The sequence below is a fragment of the Paenibacillus nicotianae genome (genome assembly GCF_042681745.1).
GTDB classification, from domain to species: Bacteria; Bacillota; Bacilli; order Paenibacillales; family Paenibacillaceae; genus Saccharibacillus; species Saccharibacillus nicotianae.
In genome coordinates, this window is the sequence record NZ_JBHUGF010000010.1 from 2,910,058 (window position 1) to 2,928,231 (window position 18,174).

Here is an 18,174-nt window from a genome sequence, read left to right on the forward strand (position 1 = left end):
CAAGACGTTTGGAAAATATACCCACCTTTATCTATTATACTTGCTCTCTTACTTCAGAGATACTATTAATTTTACAATGATACACTATCTACAAAACATTTCAAAATGCTTGCTCTATCGACCGATTCTGCATACTCACTGATCTAAATGCGTATATATTCACACTATAAATCACTCGCTAAGATAAGGTACAAATGACCGATAAATTAGAGCTTATTATTTATAAAATAGTACTCATACCGTTTGGTAAGAGACAGACTAGGGTAAGCACTATTCATATACGGACGTATTGGAGGGATTTAATAATGACAGACGACAAACATTACGACGACGTATTTTGGAAAACACGTAACACTATTTTAAATGATGAAGATTCCCAAACAAATACGGAAGATGAATTGCCTGAAGATGCTAAAAAGGCTGTTATCTTACCGGAAAAAATGGATAAACCTTTGTTTGGACAGCTTGCCGATGAAGAAGATGCTGGGCCGCATCCAAGCGCTGATCCAGAAGATCCAGAATCCGATGCCGCTCATATCAAAAACGATAAGCAAGAAGAATAATATAGGCTATCGCCTATCACTTATAAAAAAAGATACCTGTTTTCGCACATATTGTGAGAACAGGTATCTTTTTTATATGGTTGGTTAGCATTGTATTATTTGCGTCCATAGTCAGCTTTGATCTCGCCCCAGCTTTTTGTTTCCCATTTGAGAATCTTATTATCATACTTATGTGTACGTAGCCATTGTTCTGCACGATCAACCAGATTCCAAATCTCGGCTGTAGATTCATCACGAACCAGTGTAGATACTGCTTTTTTTTGCTTTACCCATTTTAGCGCATTAGCAGAATCGCTATAGATCGTTTTGCTACTTTCCTGACGATGCAAATAAGCAAGCGCATGTACAATCGCTAGAAATTCACCTAAATTATTTGTTCCTTTGGCAATCGGGCCACAAGTAAAAATCACTTTCCCTGTCTGCGTATCTACTCCTTGGTATTCTACAGGCCCCGGGTTACCACGTGTTCCTACATCTACAGATATACTATCGTAATCTATTAAGTCTTTCGAAATCGTTGCAGATGACGAAGTACGCTTACTGTAGCTGTTACTGCCACTTGAACTGTTAGAAGAGGAGCTACTTTTGCCTTGTCCCCAATGCTTTTTCCAGCCTTCTGCATATACTTTTTCAGCTTCAGCAAGCGATTCGTACGATTTATATTTAGCATCTTTGTATCCATTCGTATGTTGCTGACAATCTGCCCATGAGGTATAGATTCCTGGACGATGCCCTTCCCATACTACATAATATTTTGACTTTGCCATACAGACCTCCATCTTGTGTTCCATTATTACTATTTGGTTGATATTGTAGTGTACTGTTCTTTTTTATTTATTATAAATAATAAGATTACGCATGAGGCACTTTACGAGTCGATTCAGAGGAGCTTTCTAGAACAGGAATCTCCCAGCTACGCCGTTTTACAAAAAATGCACAGATCAGTAACATCAGTCCATTGATTACAAATACCCAGCGAATATCAATCCAGTGTCCGAGCAGACCACCGATAATCGGCCCTTCCATCGTAGCAATCTGTGAAGCCGATTGATTTAACCCAAAAGCTCGACCGCGAAAATCAGACGGAGTGACTTTGACAATTAAAGCATTGATCGATGGTAATACAGCCGCATAAAATAATCCGTATGCAAATCGCAATATACCAAATCCCCAGATATTCGTAAAGAAAAATTGTAACAGGTTCCCGATACCACTTCCTAATAAGCCGATAAATAAGATTTTACCATATCCTATTTTACCACCTACTTTGCCCCAGCGTGGAGCCATAATCAATGTGGCTACACCTACAGCAGAGAATACGATACCTGAACTTAATGAAGCATTATTACTCGATACCCCTAGACTTTGTACATAGATCGTAATCAACGGTTCCAAAATCATAATCGAAAAAGTACTGATTCCTGCCAGTATTAACAAAGCCACAAATATAGGATTACCTGCTGCTTGTTTGAGATCATCACGAACATGAGAACGTTTGGCTGAACGATTAAAATTATGTTCTTTTGCCCAGAAGGTCGCGATTAGAGCTGCAATCAATACAATCGCTGCTGAAAATAAGAATGTATTACGATTACCAAAATAATAACTGACTACTCCACCAATCAGTGGCCCTATAATCGTACCTGTTGCCCCTGAGGTTGCCATGACTCCCAATGCATAACCGGTTTTATTTTCCGGTGTATTTGTTCCGACAAGAGCGATCGATGCCGGTACAAAACCTGCAAGCAATCCTTGAAAAATACGCACCACCAAAAATAAATAAGGGTCTGTCACAAAATAATTAATCAAATATAACGCAGCTAAACTAAAGCCTGAACGAATCAGCATCGGTTTCCGTCCGTATTTATCCGAAAGTGATCCCCAAAATGGTGAAATCAACGCACTGGCTAAAAAAGTAATACCAAAAGCAATCCCTGACCATATCTCTAAATTGCTGGTTACACCCAGATCAGCTTTTAGAAAAATAGGTAAAAATGGAATAGAGATGGAGTACGCTGTGCTACAAAAAAAGACACCTAACCACAATACAACTAAATTCCGTTTCCAAGAAAAGTCCTCGATAGCTACCACTTATGTCTACACGCCCTTTCCACGACACTGCTTAAATCAATTTCATTCTACTCTTGTTTAACCCATTATCCAAATTCATTACCTTTCATAAGCAATGAATAACAATTTATAAGAGAGCGATTGCAATATTATAAATTCGGGTAAAGTACATGTAAGCCAAATCAATAAGTGAAATCAAAATAGATGTATTTATAACGTTAAGGGAGATGAATGATAATGAACAAACCATTTGATGATAATAGAGATGCTGCGGCGCAGGAATACAATAGATACCGGACAACTGAACCGGTCACTTCGGATATAGAAGATGAATTGCGTACGATTCCTGAAAATGATCTAGATATTATTAATCCTACAATGCGTGATGAAGAAGGGATTCAACCGATTACAAGTGAAGATGTAGCTGTACGTGATGCTAATGCAGAGCTTGAAGATGAACATGACGTGTCTCCATACAGTATTGATCTCGATGTGGCTGAGACACCAATCGATACAGGGAATGATCTGAATAGCGATCCCCTTACAGATCTAGAAGATGTTACGCTGGATGATGAATTTCCAGATATTCCAGATGCGGATCTATTAGATGGAGAGACTCCTGTCGATCCTGCGGCTGTACCTTTAGAAGATCAAGATGCACATGGAACAGATATCTTAAACGGATCAACAGGTGAAGACGAACCAGACCGTTTCGGACGCTAAGACGTTCACAAGGAGGATTGGACTATGAGTACTCATGATAAAGATCAGGACAAAGAAAAGAAAAATTTAGTGACTGAACGCGATAATGATGATGAATTTGGATTGTTCAAAGAAGATTCTTTTCCCGAGTCAGCACCGGATGAAATTCAAAAAAGAGTCATCGATAACGAACTTCCTCATGATAACGAATTACCGCGTCATGAAGAAGACAAAAACAAGCCAGAAATCGAATAGCATCTTATCAATTCAAAAAGAACCTTTCCCTTATTGATTACAGGAAAGGTTCTTTTATTTAATAGGATATTAGATATTAGTAGCACATTTATTCACTTTAGCAATACTGTACTTACGTTTTTTCAATGACGATAATACAAGTACTATCTGGTAAAGAAACGGATTCGCCCCACTCATCTGTTATTTTCACTTTTGCTTGCAAAACTTCCGTATATCCTGCTTGTAAAAAAGACTCTAAATGAACAATATGCGCTTGTTCGCCTAATGTCTGCTCGATAAAAGTTCGATACTGGGATGGGGTCATGTAACCGAATTGCTCCTGCACTTCATGAATATAAGCTTCTTCGCCCCATGTGTACGTATACAGAAATTCCATCGCATCATTAACAGGCATGATCACTTCTTGTTCTCCTGTTACTTCGTACTCTATTGAGCGCCCGACAAAATCTTGAGCATATCGCTTCAATGCAGACAGACCATCTTCTTGTAAAAATTGAATACGACGCTTCTGTCCTATCGGTTCTGTCATAATGCCATCCCGAATAATGATCCGTCCACCTGTTGAAAGAACATCATACGCACTGGATAATGCCGCAGCGACGGTTTCAAGATTGAACTTATGTCCGTTAAATGGAATATACGAATATAGCTCATGCAAAATCGACGAAAATAACACACTATCTACACTGCCTGGTTCAACAATTTCTCGTAATGCCAGCGCATCGCCTTTCATCACTTCCCAGGAACGACCTTCTAATTGCTTTTTGCGTTGAAGTGCTTCGATCACATTTTCGGAAATATCAATTCCAATTGCACGTTTATCCGACCATTCTTCTTCAATCAAATCAAGCATAACTCCGCCACCAGGGCCAATATCTATAATCGTCTGACCGACCATATATTGAAGCAGTATCCGCTTATAATCGACCGTCTGATTCATCATTTCAAGATAACTTTCTTCATTATGAAAACGATCATACGCATCACGCCGTAATCCGAACAGATCAAATAATAACAATACGGCTTTTTCATAGAGTGGTGACTTTTCAGCTTCGATACAGAATTCTATTAATTTCTCTGCCGCAGGTGAAAAAACAAAGTTAAAAAAGACAGTATCGGCAATATGAGGTTCCTGCACACATTCATAATTCAAATGTGGACTATCTTGTACCCATTTGCCTGTAGACAATTGATCCCAAGACCAATCAGCAAGTACTTTCTCTATCATTCTTTTTTTGTAGACATTTACTTTTTTGATGCCTTTGTAATCGTAATACATTGTATTCATTAGTCGTTCAAAGCTAATATGCCGTACATCTTCAGGAACAATCTGACTGATCAGTGTAAATATTTTGGCAAACTCTTCAAATGAAAAATCTTGTAGTGCTGCTTCTACATACCAGAAAGTCTGATGATCAAGCATAGCAAAAGAATGTTCTAGATTAATCTGTTCATTCAGTTGGTGTAGACTTTCTAATGTATTTTCTCCTTTATGAATACTGGCAGCCCGTAAGCGTAGTATCCGATCTTCGGTTGTCCAACCTACAGGTTGCTCTTGATAGACAATCGGTTGGATCAAAGCAAGCACATCGTCTTGTACTTTTTGCCATAATTCTGACGAGACAGCTTCTATAATACAGCGATTCAGTATCAGTAAAGTGGATTTCATTTCTTCTGGCGATAAAATCCCATGACTGACTTGTTCGGTTAAGGGCAGATTCTCTGCAAAAGGCACTTCTCCACGCAAACATTGACCGATTAGTCCATGTGTACGAATCAACGTCGATACTAATTGCGTTCGTTCTTGCTGTGGTTCAGCAGACGCATGCAAATACAGTTCTGCCGATCCTTCATTATGTACAAATAAATTAATGCCCTGTTCTTGCCAGCGTATACGTTCACGTACCGTACCGCCTTTGGCTGTTTCAGACCAGACTAGCACTTCTTCGATCAGTTCTTTTTGCCAGTACGATACTCGCAATTGATCCAGAATACGTAATGTACGCTCTACATAATCCAGTACAGGGTTGGCATTACTTAATTCTTGCAACGTTGTTACACGTTCCAGATTCACGATCCGCTCTTCAGCCGATACCAAATAATGTAACCAGAGATATGGATTATCGGTAGATAGATAGCCAAGTTCACGATAATTGTCTATTGCAGTTAATGAATGTAGCATAGGTCACATCCTTATTTTCTCCAGAGTATAGGGTTATTATTAGTTTACCCGTTTTGATGTATATTGATAATAAAAAAAGCGTTGAACTTGATGTTCAGCGCTTTTGATTTTATTTACCCATAGGCGATTCTACAAATTCTTTTCCTACAGAATACAGCTTATCTTTGTTGATAATATCTCCCAACCAACGGCTTAATCTCACACCACTTTCTTCGGCGGTGTAAAAAACGCGTGATGGTGATAAAGTATGCGGTGTACTTCGTTTCTTCGTACCTACGCCATAATCAGTTACAAAGTAATAATAATTGTCTAGCTCTTGATCCAATTGTCCGGCAGAATCAAGCATGCCTTGAGACCAGCTCTGAGTCATAACATCGTCACCACTCACCAATCCAATCGTCTGCTGATTCAGTACTGCTTCATAAGAAGGCAATACTTTGTCATATAACGTATTCGATTGTAGCAAAATCGTATTAGCTGGTAACTTCTGCGCATTATAACGAAATGCTGCTGCAATAATATCCTCTTCAATTGGATAGCCGAAATGCTGCTCAAATTGGGATTGCCATACTTCATCGATAATATGATGCCACTGATGAGACGATAAATAGGACCCATCCGCATAATGATATATTTGGGCATCAGGATAATGTTCTGCAATATGAGGAGCCCAAAATGCTGATCCAAATCCACCTGCACTAGCGCCAGCGATAAATAATTTCTCCGGTTCCGTAATATGATCGAATAACCAGTCTAATCCTTTGAGCGTATTCGGTCTGCCACTGTAATGAGCTGTAAAATGAATTTTGCCTTTTCCTTTATACTTCACTTTATTGTTACCAATATGGAAGTCGCCTGTCGCATAAGGAATATACACAATTGTCCAATCGTAAAAAGGATTATCTTCCCGATGATTATCCAGCATACCCCCTAACAAATCTGTTTTGTAAAAAGGAATATTGGCAAAATAATAACCTAATTCTCGATTATGCAATAAAGTGCGTAATCCGAATGGCTTGGAAGCTGTATTCCGATCCCAGCTAATCCCTCCACCGGAAAAATACACGACCACATTTTTACTTTTGCCACGCTTGGTTAGCAAGTAATAGGGCGATCCGTCTCCTGCTACTACAATCCCGCTTAGATCTACTCGATTCCATTTATATAATGGAGATTCAGCAAAACTTACAACACGAGTAGGACGCTTAATAACAAATAGGATAACAACTACGACAACCGCTACAATAATCAACCATTCAATGGTCGTCAACACCATTTCTATTCCTCTTTTCCCGCTTACTCTTCCTGTACGATGAATACTTTTGTTTTGCGTGGTGTACGATTCGCCTTTTTACCTTTAAGTAACCATAGATCAGGCGTATCACTCACATCTTTGATCTCTAATTGAAAAGAAGTATTCGGTAACGTTCTCGTGAATCGCAAAAATAAACGATTCCCGTCTACAGCCGATTGACTCACTTTCAACTCATATGATTTACCCAATCCTATCGCTGGAGATAACGTAACCGTACCAATAGATTGTGGATCAATACGCTTATTATAAATAATCATCACTTCATTAGGTGCTATACGAAGCCCTGATGAAGGTAAAGGAGGCTCTGCATACATATACCCACCAATATGGTATTCATAAGCGGTCCAGCTCTGATATCCAAGCGCATAGGCATGATGTTCCAGTTCATCGATCCAACGTCTTCCTTTAATCATACTGGATTTGGAGCCGATATCTGCTTGAATACCAAGTGGTAATTTGGGATGTAATGCCCGGATCGGTGCAGCTATACTTTCATAATCTCGAATATAGTTAGATGGTAGACCACGCTTCATCCAATCCGGCCAATGAGTCTGTAAAATATGCATATCAGGCTTGACCAAATCGATCATCGTTAGCGCATCCAGTCCTTGCCATTCACGTAGCTTTTTGGTCGCTTCTGGATCGCGGACAGCTAATGACCATGTCGCTACTTTGATATCCGGTCGCACATCTCTTGCTCCATGCTCACCGTTAATAATCTCATGAATTAATCCATTGACTGCTTCGACACGCATATCCACCCAGCGCTCATAAATATAAGGAACTTTGGTATAATAATTAGCCGCGGAAGAATGGGTAAAGTTAGGCATATCCATTCCATATTTGTTGTGAAAAGTCTGTTGTGCAAGCGGGCCGATATCTCCGTATACACCGCGTTCAATGCCATTCCATTCTGGAAAATAAGGCTCTGCTATCTCAATTCCGTCAAAAGGAACATTTGCAACCAGATAAGCAATCACTTCTTTTTTCCATTGAATATATTCGGTTGAAAAATGAGAAAATCGCTCAAATCCATCATTAATCGGCTTAATCAATTCCATACGCCAGGATGACCATTCTTTAGGTGCAAGTTCTACACTAAATGTGCCATTGCCTAGCACAAGCGCCCATACCGCTATTTCTCGCTGTTGCAATGCTTCGACCAGTGCGATATCCACCTGTTGCTCATTGACAACAAAATAATGAACTGTTCGATATCCAGCGAGCGCTAATTCGTCAGCGATACTTTGTGGCGATCGATTAGCGTAATACGGAAACAACGGATCGATCTGTATACTTGCGCCATGCATCGCCCACGGACGATGACGCTGACGCTGTAGCGGTGTACTCATCTGCGCGCTCCTCCTGCTCGGTATACCGGTGGTTTTCGTTTCCGCCAAAATAATTGAAGTGATCGGTGCGCACACCATAATGAAAAGCCTGCAAAAAGAACACCCCATACTACAGCCGGAATCCCGAATTGTTGCGCTAATCCTGCGGCATCTCCTGCTCCAGCAGGGCTAGTCATACTGAGCCACAGAATTGTAATCGAAGATAATACCGATTCTTCGAGAGTCAAAAACAGAATTAACAAATAATAACCGTTACGTAACCATTCTGGCGCAATCACCATCACACCACTTACAATCACAAATCCGATTAACCAGTACAGGCCAAATCCATGATGCACATATAATATCAGCATAATCAGTGCAATAATGCCTGTCAGCACAATGCCTTCTTTTTGCTTGCGTTTGTGATACAGATAAAATAAAACAATCACAAAAAGCGAAGACCCCATATATCCTGCTAACCCGATTGGAAGTCCGCTCCACATTGAACTTATTCTGGTATACGTTACTCCGCTATGGTCAGCATTCAGCTCTATACCACTGACCTGACCGGAAGTAATTAACGTGATCATCGCATGTCCAAATTCATGAATCATCGTATTCAAATTACGAAATAACGATGAAAAAGGAATTAATCGAGTCAATACCGCCGATGCGATTAATAACAAAATCGTATTTATCCATTTATTCAAAAGGTCACACCCTTACTATGTTAAGTTGCTATCTTAAATATATCGCTTTATAGCCTGTAAATCCATCTTCTAGCTCTGCCGCTTATGGTATAATTTGTGAATCAAATCATTTGTAAAGGAGTGTCTATTGCTGTGGATCATAATGATAAAGTAGAACAACTGGAACAGCGTATTCTCAGGCTTGAACACGAAGTCGCTGAATTGAAGCAACTAGAAATGCAACGAAGACATGCTTCGCCTCCACCGGTACCGCCTAATCGAACAGCTCCACCACCGCCGTCTGCGCCACCTTTCGCTCCACCTCCGCCAGAATCAAACTGGCAAGATGGTTATGTGAATGCGCCACCACCGCAAGGAAAGTACAATGCTAGACCACAAGCGCAACCACAGGCAGGCCCATTCGCTGGCGCACAACGTCCGCCTGTACAAGCTCCTTATACACCCCCAGTTCCTAAGCCGCCCAAAGACTGGGAATATCTGATTGCACGTGTATGGTTACCGCGTGTTTTTATCGTTGTGTTGATTCTCGGGATTGTGTGGGGATTTATCGCAGTTGTCAAAGCAGGTTATTTGTCTGAACCGATTCGTTGTATTCTCGGCGTACTGGTAGCAGCTATCTTGTACTGGCTCGGGGAACGCGAGGTTAATAAAGAACGACCCGCACTGGGCAAAGTATTATTAGGCGGTTCGATCGCTATTCTGATTTTGTCGATAGTCGCATCGTATCTATTGTATGATTTATTGCCGTTTATATTTGCATTTTTACTGTATATCGGTGCACTTGTATTTGGAGTGTATATTGCACTAAGTCAGCGTTCTCAATCAATTGTTGGGATCACGTTAATCGCAGGTTATCTTGCACCTGTATTGATTTCTCCTGCTTATCCAAATCTATGGATATTTGCTGGATTTGAAACGATTTTCTCAGCAGTCATGTTAGTGGTTGCAATGAAATATTCATTCCGGGTCAGTTATATCCTTGCATTTGCTTTACTACATATTACGCTTGGACTAAGTATGATCTGGTATGGTTTTTCTGTACAAAATGTAGTAGCAGTTTTGATTCAACATGCAGTGATTTTAGCTATTTCTGTTTTATGGAAAAAGCGTAGTATCCATATGCAGCTAGGTGTGTTATTTACCAGCTTCGCCTTTGTCGGTGGATGGCTTACTATTTATTATCTTGATGGCAATGAGACAGGTGCACGTTGGATGATTGCTATCTTATCGCTGATGTATAGCATTTTATATGCTTCCGGTATTCAAAAGCGCACGCCTGTTGGAATTGCTTATCCTGCGATGGCGATCTTTGGCTGGTTTTTGTTATTAAATATGATTCCGAATTTCCCGGCTCGTATGGCTGTTATTTTGGTCGAAGGTACATTAGCGTTCTTATTAGCTCTTCGATTCCGTAACAAATTACAATTGGTGCTCGCTTGTATAGTGTATCTATATGCCTTTTTAGCGACACTGTTGATTCCAATTGTACTTTTCTGGTCTGCACCTACGTTTAACTGGTTGATCTTGATCATTACGATTGCGGCGATCTATCGGATTATTGGAAGATGGATACAGCCAGAAGATAAAGTCTATGGCTCACTGTATCGCAAACGTTATATTTTGATGTGGACAGAAGCGATTCTCGGATGGATTTATCTCAGTCAATTGGTAGAAGTGGCTTCTCGATTCCAAAATTTAGATATACGTCATCTGAGCCTTTCGAGTGCATGGATTGTCTATGCGATTCTGATTATTGTGATCGGTATGGTTATTCAGAAATCCAAATTGCGGATTATCGGAATACTGTTTATGTTTTTCACCTTACTCAAAATTATTTTTATCGATCTTCCCGATATTTCGATTGGTGTACGGGCGATCTTGTTTATTATATTAGGTGTAGTTGGACTGGGGTTATCGCGTTTATTTTACAAACGCCGGGATACCAACGGACAACCTCCACCTCATCAGCAAGACATACCGAATCCTATTGAGCGTCATGATGTAGATCAACAACATACTGAAAATAATAGAGATGATGAGACTATCGATCATCCAAAACCTAAAAATAACGATGATCTTTCATAATGAAAAGATCCAAATGAATGATTAAAGAAAGAAGTGGAGAGATTGATTTTTACGATTTTGTACAGTGTGGTTCTACCGATTTTTGTGTTGATTGCGGTCGGGTCCATTTTACAGCGTGTTTTCCAGTTGGATCTGTATACACTCGCCAAAATCAACTTTTACTGTATTACACCTGCGGCTGTTTTTATGAGTCTGTATCATTCTGATATGTCTGCTCAATTACTTGGAAGTGTTATCTTTTTTTACGCTTTGTATGTATTGATCTTGTATATTCTAGGATCAGTCACCTCCAAAATAATGGGCTATACAAAAGGCAAAAAAGCCGCTTTTAACAACAGTATTATGCTCGATAACTCGGGTAATTACGGATTGCCTATTAATGATTTGGTGTTCAAAGGCGATCCACTGGCTGCTTCGATGCAAGCATTGATTATGTCGCTTCAAAGTCTACTAACCTTTACGTATGGTGTGATTTCGATTCAAGGATCACGACTAAACGGTAATTATCGAAGCGTGATTGTTGGATTTCTGAAAATGCCTGTACCGTATGCGCTGTTGCTAGGTCTGGTTATGCATGCGTTTGCGATTCCTTTGCCAGTGATTCTGGCTCAACCGTTAACGTATGCCCAACAATCAATGGTGGCGATTGCGTTAATTACGCTTGGCGCACAGATTGTTAAGTATCCGCTACGCTTATATCGGAAAGACATTTATCTAAGTATGGCGTTACGCTTATTCGCAGGGCCTGCTATCGGGCTTCTGCTGATCTATTTATTAGGGATTCACGGCATCCCTGCTCAAGCACTTCTTATTGCTTCAGCGATGCCTACAGGTGTGAATACATCGATTCTAGCAGAAGAGTATCGAAATGAACCTGACTTTGCTGCACAGACGGTATTGGTGTCTACGTTAGTAAATGTATTTACGATTACGGCTGTGATCGCTTTGTCTCATCATTTATAAAATGGGTATAGAACTTAGTAAGGTAAAGGTAATGGACACCATTTCATCCAAACTTGTATCTTGTTCTGTAGACGTTTTATACTAAGAATTGCTGATTCACAAGCGATTATTAATTACAATAAACAATCCCAAAGGAGATGGATATTCAAATGTTGCGTCAATCACGTAAAAATGTAGCTTTTTTGCTTATCTTCACAGCGCTATTTTTGATTATTGCAGGCTGTGGTAACAACGGAACAAGCAGTTCCAGTACCGGTCAAACAGGCACGTCAGGTACAACGACAGAAAGTACCTCCACGAGTACTTCAACTGATCAATCCGGTTCTACAACCGAATCGACAGGTACAGACAGCTCGGCAACAACGGGCACAACCGAAGAAGCTTCTGCAACTGACAATTCTGCTGATTTCAAACAAGCTAATGATCCTATCGTCACCATAGAAATGGAAAATGGCAAAAAGATTGAAATTGAATTATTCCCGAAAGCTGCTCCAAATACAGTCAATAACTTTATTGCTTTGGTTAAGTCTGGATTTTATGACGGTCTAACATTCCACCGCGTTATTCCTGAATTTATGATTCAAGGTGGCGACCCTGATGGTGCCGGTACAGGTGGCCCAGGTTACAGTATTGCTGGAGAATTCAAATCCAACAATGTGCAAAATGATCTAAAACATACACGTGGTGTACTTTCAATGGCACGCGCTGCTGATCCAAATTCCGGTGGTTCTCAATTCTTTATTATGGTTGCTGATTCTCCGCAATTGGATGGACAATATGCTGCATTTGGTAAAGTGACTAGCGGTATGGATGCTGTCGATGAGATTGTGAATCTTCCAAGAGATGGACAAGATAAGCCTAATACTCCTGCTGTTATGAAAAAGGTAACTGTAGACACTAAAGGGGTTACTTACCCTGAGCCTGAGAAAGTAAAATAATTGCGTATATGATTAGAGAGATACAGCAAGCCAATACCTTTAAGTAGGTATTGGCTTTTTTGTTGTGAAGTCAATTACCTATTCACAAGTAACTTTAAACAGCCGATAAACATTGTGTACAATCTTTTTATACAGTACATGTGTAAGTCTATCTAATCTCATATTTAATCAGGCAAATTTACTGAAAAGTAAAGACGCAAAGCCATAGGGTCTAACACATGAATTGTAGGGCATGTCATGACAGCCGGTTACCGAGGAATACCTGATGCGGTATGAATCGAAGGAGTCCGATTCATCATGAATACGATGATGTCTTTTTGTTATAAAACAGGTCTAGTCAGTGTAATGATTTTTCTTTTGCTAGGAGTTAGCAATATGAAAATGATTCATGCGCAATCGATTCAAAAAGCGACATGGTTGTGGAATACGACGCTTATTGTAGATTCTACAACAGATATTTTACAGTTTGCTGCTTCTCAACAGATCAATACGATCTACCTGCAAATCAATAAAGATCTGGATATTTCGCAATACCAACGTTTTATCTCAGCCGCTTCTGCACAGCATATTATGATTGAAGCTTTAGATGGTGCGCCTTCCTGGGCATTGGATCAAGATCGTCACCAGTTGCAAGATACTTTGCAATGGATTACGTCTTATCAACAAGCCTCTTCCGCTACAGAACAATTTGGTGGTATTCATATCGATATTGAGCCGTATTTACTTCCAAATTGGACAAACGAGCAAGCGACTATTGTGGCACAATGGCAACGTAGTGTACAGATGATTACTGCAACAGCACAAGCGCTTCATCTACCCGCTAGTGCAGATATTCCTTTCTGGTTGTACACACTGAATACGCCTGATGGTCATTCTACACTGAGTAAATGGATGATCGATCAATATGGTTCATTAACTGTAATGGCTTATCGCGACTCGGGAGCAGCTATTGATGATGTGGCTCAAGCTCAATTAAGTGAAGCAGATACCGCAGGTAAAGATATGTATATCGGAGTTGAAACGAATCCATCTTCTGAAGGCGATCATATTAGCTTTTATGGCAAAGGAGCAGATGCACTGACTACAGCGTTGAGTCAGGTCACTACACAAGCATCGACCCACTCATCTTTTGCCGGAATCGCTGTGCATGATTATGTAGGCTGGGGCAAAATAGTACAGCATTAATATCGCAGGTAAGAAAGTGATCTTCAATGACTTTCTTACTTAGCGGTATACATAACAATAATCACCTGCCGATCCTATCTCGTCTCCAACACCATAAATTCCTATTTGTGTTTCTATTTATTGCTATCTACAAAGCAACTTAGAGATTTAGCCAAATTGCTGATATAATTGAATGAATACGTATTGTCAGCAAAGGGGCGAAATTAAGATGGAATCTTCACGAAATATCACCTGGCAGTCCTCCAATATCACACGCAAAGAAAGAGAACAGCGATATGGACAACGCAGTGTAGTGATCTGGTTAACAGGGCTTTCCGGTTCAGGGAAATCGACACTTGCTTTTGCGCTAGAAAAAGAATTATTTGTACGTGAACAATCTTGTTATGTACTGGATGGAGATAATATTCGTCACGGACTTAATCGCGATCTAGGATTTTCAGAACAAGATCGCAAAGAAAATCTGCGTCGTATCGGAGAAGTTGCCAAATTATTTCTAGATGCCGGCACGATCGTGATCGCTGCTTTTATTTCTCCACATGCACAAGATCGGCAAATGGTACGTGATTTATTTGATGAAGGCGATTTTATTGAAGTGTATATAGATTGTTCTCTTTCTGCTTGCGAAGAGCGTGATCCTAAAGGATTATACAAAAAGGCTCGTGCAGGTCAGATTCCGAACTTCACAGGGGTTAGTGCTCCTTATGAGGCTCCGCAACAACCTGAATTAACGCTAGATACGGAACATGAGTCTGTACAACAATGTGTAGCTAAAGTCATTGCAACACTTGATCAACGAGCACAACAGACTGTATAACAGAAAAACGGCTGTACAGCGACTTAGCCTCTACTTTTCCGATAATAGAAAAGGGAGTATTAAGCGTTCTGTACAGCCGTTTGTTTGGTTAGTAATTGATGGAATGTGCCTTTGGTTTCGCGAGATAGCGCTCCAAATTCACCTTGTTGTACAATCTGTCCTTGATCCAGTACCACCACTTGATCTGCATCACGAATCGTAGATAAACGATGAGCAATCACGATCAAAGTCATTTTGCCTTTGAGCTTCTCAATCGCCGCTTGAATCTTCGCTTCATTTTCACTATCTAATGAACTGGTTGCTTCATCCAGTATAAGTACTTCCGGTTGACGTAAAATCGCTCGTGCCAGTACAATCCGTTGTCGTTCTCCTCCAGATAGACGCACTCCACGATCACCGATTACCGTATCTAATCCTTCAGGCAATTTGCGTACAAAATCTTCACAAGCTGCAAAAGATAATGCTTCCCATAACTGCTCTTCTTTTGCACGTGGATCAACTAATAACAGATTTTCACGAATACTGCTATGGAATAAAAACGGTTCTTGCGAAACATAACCTATCGAATTACGCCATGTCTGTAAACGTTCGCCGGTTAAGGTCTCTCCATCTACAGTGACTTTACCTTCTTGCGGTTCCATCAGTCCCATTAATAGATCAATCAATGTACTTTTTCCTGCTCCTGAACGTCCTACAATCGCTGTCATTTTACCGATCGGAATAAAGAGATTGATATTGTTTAGCGCATTGCCTTGATCTTCTAGATAGCGGAAAGATACATTTTCACAGCTCAGCCCTTTGGTCATATGAACCGTTTCTACTTGACCGGGTGCTACTGCTTTGTAAGATTCTTCAGCTTGGTCACATTCTTCTTGTAGTGCGGTTACCGCATGAAAAGCAGGCACCAGTGCACCAATATACTCCAATGAAGATTGAATACCACCAAATCTAGGCCATAAGCGAGCAAAAATCAAAATAATCAATATCGAACGCTCTGGTTGTAATTTGAACACTTGAGCAGACAAGACCACAAACATAATAATAAAGACAACAGAAATAATTTTATAAATAAATTGAGTGCCTGAATTAAGGCGTACCAGTTGAATAGCATTTTTTTCTAACTTGCCACACATACTTCTAAACCATTCAAAATGCGAAGCTTCTAACATATTACTTTTAATATCTTTGATGCCACTTAAATGTTCTTGCATCCCCGAAAAATATTCTTGCGATAAAAAGGTAGTCCGATCTCCCATTTGTTTGGCACGTCGTACAAATTTACGCGAATAGAGTGTCAACAATACCCCGCCGACAATAACTAACAATGTCATCTGTACCGATAATACCATCGCAAATGCTATTTGGATCACCATAAAAATAAGGGATGTAGATAATTGCATCACCAGATTGGTTCCTTGACTAACACGTGCTAATTCTGAAGTAAGTACATGACTCAAATCCGATTTGCGTTTACGTAAAAAGAATGTCCAATTCGCGCGCAAAATAGAACGGTACGTACGAATTCTCAAATTATTGACGAATCCTTGCTGAATCTCTGTTCCCATAACAGCCTGTCTACGTTGGATTAACCCCTGCACAATCATCAATAGACTGTAGAGGCCGAGCACAACAAATAATGTCATACTTGCTGGAATACGTTGCAATGGCTCAAATAACCATGCCATTGGCATAGAACCCTGTGTTCCAAATAATCCAACCAGACTAAGTAGAGGAACAAGCAAATAAATACTTAATCCATCTAGACAGCTAATCATTAACATAAGGAATACATAGATATAAAGGCGCTTGCCCGCGAAGTCATGCAGTTGTCGCATATAAGCGCTGATAGCATTCACTGACCCACCTCCCGTTCCAAAGCAGCCCGCCGCTGAATACGACGATGTAACAATAAAAAGGGATGGAGAGGATAATAGAGAAAGCGCAATGACTTAGGCAACGGAAGCGTCTGCGTGTCCCAGGTATCCGGCACCATTTTCCGAGCTAAAAATATTGCTTTCTGTCCCGGTGTACGTAAAGAAAACAGATAATTGCGATAAATCTGAGCCAGTATTTCACTTTCTGGTTCAGGACACAGACTCACTTGTTCTCGAATAAAAATAAGGACACGACGTGCCAAGTCTTGTGGACGATCTGTACTCATTAACAAAGCCATTTCCCGAGAAATCGGTGTATTAAGCATAGCAGCAGACAAAATTAATGCCTGACCGACTAAATGTGTGCATTTGTAACGACGTAGTAAAGCAGTTAGCTTATCCCAGTCAAGTTCCATACGTGCAAGGCGATCAATATCCGCTAACCAGCGCAAACGAAACCATGCATGCCGAGCGCCATGTGCTGTAAGATAAAACATCAAATCTTCTTTGCCCAACATATATACATTGGTTCCTGCAAATTCTAGTGTCTGACGACGACTCCATAATTCATAAAAGCTAGGTTCTGCACCTGCGTCTCCGTTCAAACGCCAGTGTAATTCAATTTCTATCCCTGTAGTATCATGAGTAAATGATTCGTGGTTTTGACGCCATTTCCAATCGCTTACGATCCGAGATACTTCTTGTGTTTTGATATATCCTAATTGTTCTAATACTTGTTCTGCTTGTTCAATCTGATCTGGATGAACCAAAATATCCAAATCTTTAGAAGTACGGCGTGACAGACTACCATACAGCAATTCTGCTAAAGCCGGCCCTTTTAATTGCAAAGCGTAAATACCTTTCTGATCAAGCGCTTCACTAACCTGCGCCATTTTACCGCTTAATTGCAACATAATCAGTGCATTGCGACTATAGTCGACACTAAGTTGTTGTACCATCCCTTTGGGCGCTTGAGACTCTGGCTGTGCACTGAACCGTTCATGAATCGTAGGATACACCCGATGATGTCTTGTGAGTGCATAAAATTGTTGCCAGTTTATCTGCTCATCTGACCGATCAATCACCGATAGAGTATCTGTATCTACGTTCATCAGTTCAAGTAAGCATTTCAATTCTACAGGAAAATCCTGCACGTCTAAATCCCAATCTATATTCATACCGAA

The 18,174-nt window shown here is 40.3% G+C and carries 16 protein-coding genes and 1 riboswitch; of the genes, 8 read left to right on the plus strand and 8 right to left on the minus strand.

Annotation, left to right across the window (positions count from 1 at the left end):
* Positions 1–305 precede the first annotated feature (305 nt).
* Positions 306–563: a hypothetical protein gene (locus ACFSGI_RS17010; RefSeq protein ID WP_204825380.1), complete on the plus strand. Its 258-nt coding sequence runs from the start codon at positions 306–308 to the stop codon at positions 561–563.
* Between the two features lie 95 nt (positions 564–658).
* On the opposite strand, the gene rnhA is transcribed toward ACFSGI_RS17010, so the two are convergent.
* Together rnhA and ACFSGI_RS17020 are read right to left on the minus strand one after the other, a co-directional pair.
* Positions 659–1,330 (minus strand): ribonuclease H, encoded by a 672-nt coding sequence (rnhA, locus tag ACFSGI_RS17015; RefSeq protein ID WP_204825381.1) that lies wholly within the window; start codon positions 1,328–1,330, stop codon positions 659–661.
* 85 nt (positions 1,331–1,415) lie between these two features.
* A complete protein-coding gene (locus tag ACFSGI_RS17020) occupies positions 1,416–2,654 on the minus strand; it encodes an MFS transporter (RefSeq protein WP_379283739.1) in 1,239 nt (412 codons plus the stop codon).
* A gap of 216 nt (positions 2,655–2,870) precedes the next feature.
* On the opposite strand from ACFSGI_RS17020, the gene ACFSGI_RS17025 reads away from it, so the two are divergent.
* Both ACFSGI_RS17025 and ACFSGI_RS17030 read left to right on the plus strand, forming a co-directional pair.
* On the plus strand, positions 2,871–3,356 hold the full coding sequence (locus ACFSGI_RS17025) for a hypothetical protein (RefSeq protein ID WP_204825382.1): 486 nt from the start codon (positions 2,871–2,873) through the stop codon (positions 3,354–3,356).
* A 24-nt stretch (positions 3,357–3,380) separates the two neighbouring features.
* The gene (locus ACFSGI_RS17030) at positions 3,381–3,590 is read left to right on the plus strand and encodes a hypothetical protein (protein WP_204825733.1); all 210 of its coding nucleotides are present in this window, start codon (positions 3,381–3,383) and stop codon (positions 3,588–3,590) included.
* Between the two features lie 112 nt (positions 3,591–3,702).
* On the opposite strand, the gene ACFSGI_RS17035 is transcribed toward ACFSGI_RS17030, so the two are convergent.
* From ACFSGI_RS17035 to ACFSGI_RS17050, 4 genes are all read right to left on the minus strand, one after another.
* Positions 3,703–5,772 carry a class I SAM-dependent methyltransferase gene (locus ACFSGI_RS17035; RefSeq protein WP_204825383.1) on the minus strand — a complete coding sequence of 690 codons (2,070 nt, stop codon included), beginning with the start codon at positions 5,770–5,772 and terminating at the stop codon, positions 3,703–3,705.
* Positions 5,773–5,881: 109 nt separating this feature from the next.
* The gene (locus tag ACFSGI_RS17040; protein ID WP_204825384.1) at positions 5,882–7,048 is read right to left on the minus strand and encodes a pectin acetylesterase-family hydrolase; all 1,167 of its coding nucleotides are present in this window, start codon (positions 7,046–7,048) and stop codon (positions 5,882–5,884) included.
* Positions 7,049–7,068: 20 nt separating this feature from the next.
* Positions 7,069–8,439 (minus strand): N-acyl-D-glucosamine 2-epimerase, encoded by a 1,371-nt coding sequence (locus ACFSGI_RS17045; protein WP_204825385.1) that lies wholly within the window; start codon positions 8,437–8,439, stop codon positions 7,069–7,071.
* The gene (locus tag ACFSGI_RS17050) at positions 8,436–9,131 is read right to left on the minus strand and encodes a M50 family metallopeptidase (protein WP_204825386.1); all 696 of its coding nucleotides are present in this window, start codon (positions 9,129–9,131) and stop codon (positions 8,436–8,438) included. Before ACFSGI_RS17050 ends, ACFSGI_RS17045 begins: the two co-directional genes overlap by 4 nt.
* Before the next feature lie 132 nt (positions 9,132–9,263).
* Between ACFSGI_RS17050 and ACFSGI_RS17055 the strand changes: the two genes are divergently transcribed.
* The 5 genes from ACFSGI_RS17055 (at position 9,264) to cysC (ending at position 15,116) form a co-directional block, all read left to right on the plus strand.
* Positions 9,264–11,216 carry a DUF2339 domain-containing protein gene (locus tag ACFSGI_RS17055; RefSeq protein WP_204825387.1) on the plus strand — a complete coding sequence of 651 codons (1,953 nt, stop codon included), beginning with the start codon at positions 9,264–9,266 and terminating at the stop codon, positions 11,214–11,216.
* A gap of 42 nt (positions 11,217–11,258) precedes the next feature.
* Positions 11,259–12,179 carry an AEC family transporter gene (locus ACFSGI_RS17060; protein WP_204825388.1) on the plus strand — a complete coding sequence of 307 codons (921 nt, stop codon included), beginning with the start codon at positions 11,259–11,261 and terminating at the stop codon, positions 12,177–12,179.
* Positions 12,180–12,328: 149 nt separating this feature from the next.
* Positions 12,329–13,117, plus strand: coding sequence for a peptidylprolyl isomerase (locus ACFSGI_RS17065; RefSeq protein ID WP_204825389.1), 789 nt, complete (start codon positions 12,329–12,331; stop codon positions 13,115–13,117).
* Positions 13,118–13,278: 161 nt separating this feature from the next.
* A riboswitch (cyclic di-GMP riboswitch) is annotated at positions 13,279–13,373 on the plus strand.
* 41 nt (positions 13,374–13,414) lie between these two features.
* The gene (locus ACFSGI_RS17070) at positions 13,415–14,302 is read left to right on the plus strand and encodes a hypothetical protein (protein ID WP_379283743.1); all 888 of its coding nucleotides are present in this window, start codon (positions 13,415–13,417) and stop codon (positions 14,300–14,302) included.
* A gap of 208 nt (positions 14,303–14,510) precedes the next feature.
* On the plus strand, positions 14,511–15,116 hold the full coding sequence (cysC, locus tag ACFSGI_RS17075; RefSeq protein ID WP_204825390.1) for an adenylyl-sulfate kinase: 606 nt from the start codon (positions 14,511–14,513) through the stop codon (positions 15,114–15,116).
* 59 nt (positions 15,117–15,175) lie between these two features.
* Here cysC and ACFSGI_RS17080 read toward each other — a convergent pair whose 3' ends face one another.
* Positions 15,176–16,972, minus strand: a complete 1,797-nt coding sequence (locus ACFSGI_RS17080) for an ABC transporter ATP-binding protein (RefSeq protein ID WP_204825391.1) — start codon at positions 16,970–16,972, stop codon at positions 15,176–15,178.
* On the minus strand, positions 16,969–18,168 hold the full coding sequence (locus ACFSGI_RS17085) for a nucleotidyltransferase domain-containing protein (RefSeq protein ID WP_204825392.1): 1,200 nt from the start codon (positions 18,166–18,168) through the stop codon (positions 16,969–16,971). The genes ACFSGI_RS17080 and ACFSGI_RS17085 overlap by 4 nt, the downstream gene beginning before the upstream one ends.
* Between the last annotated feature and the right edge of the window lie 6 nt (positions 18,169–18,174).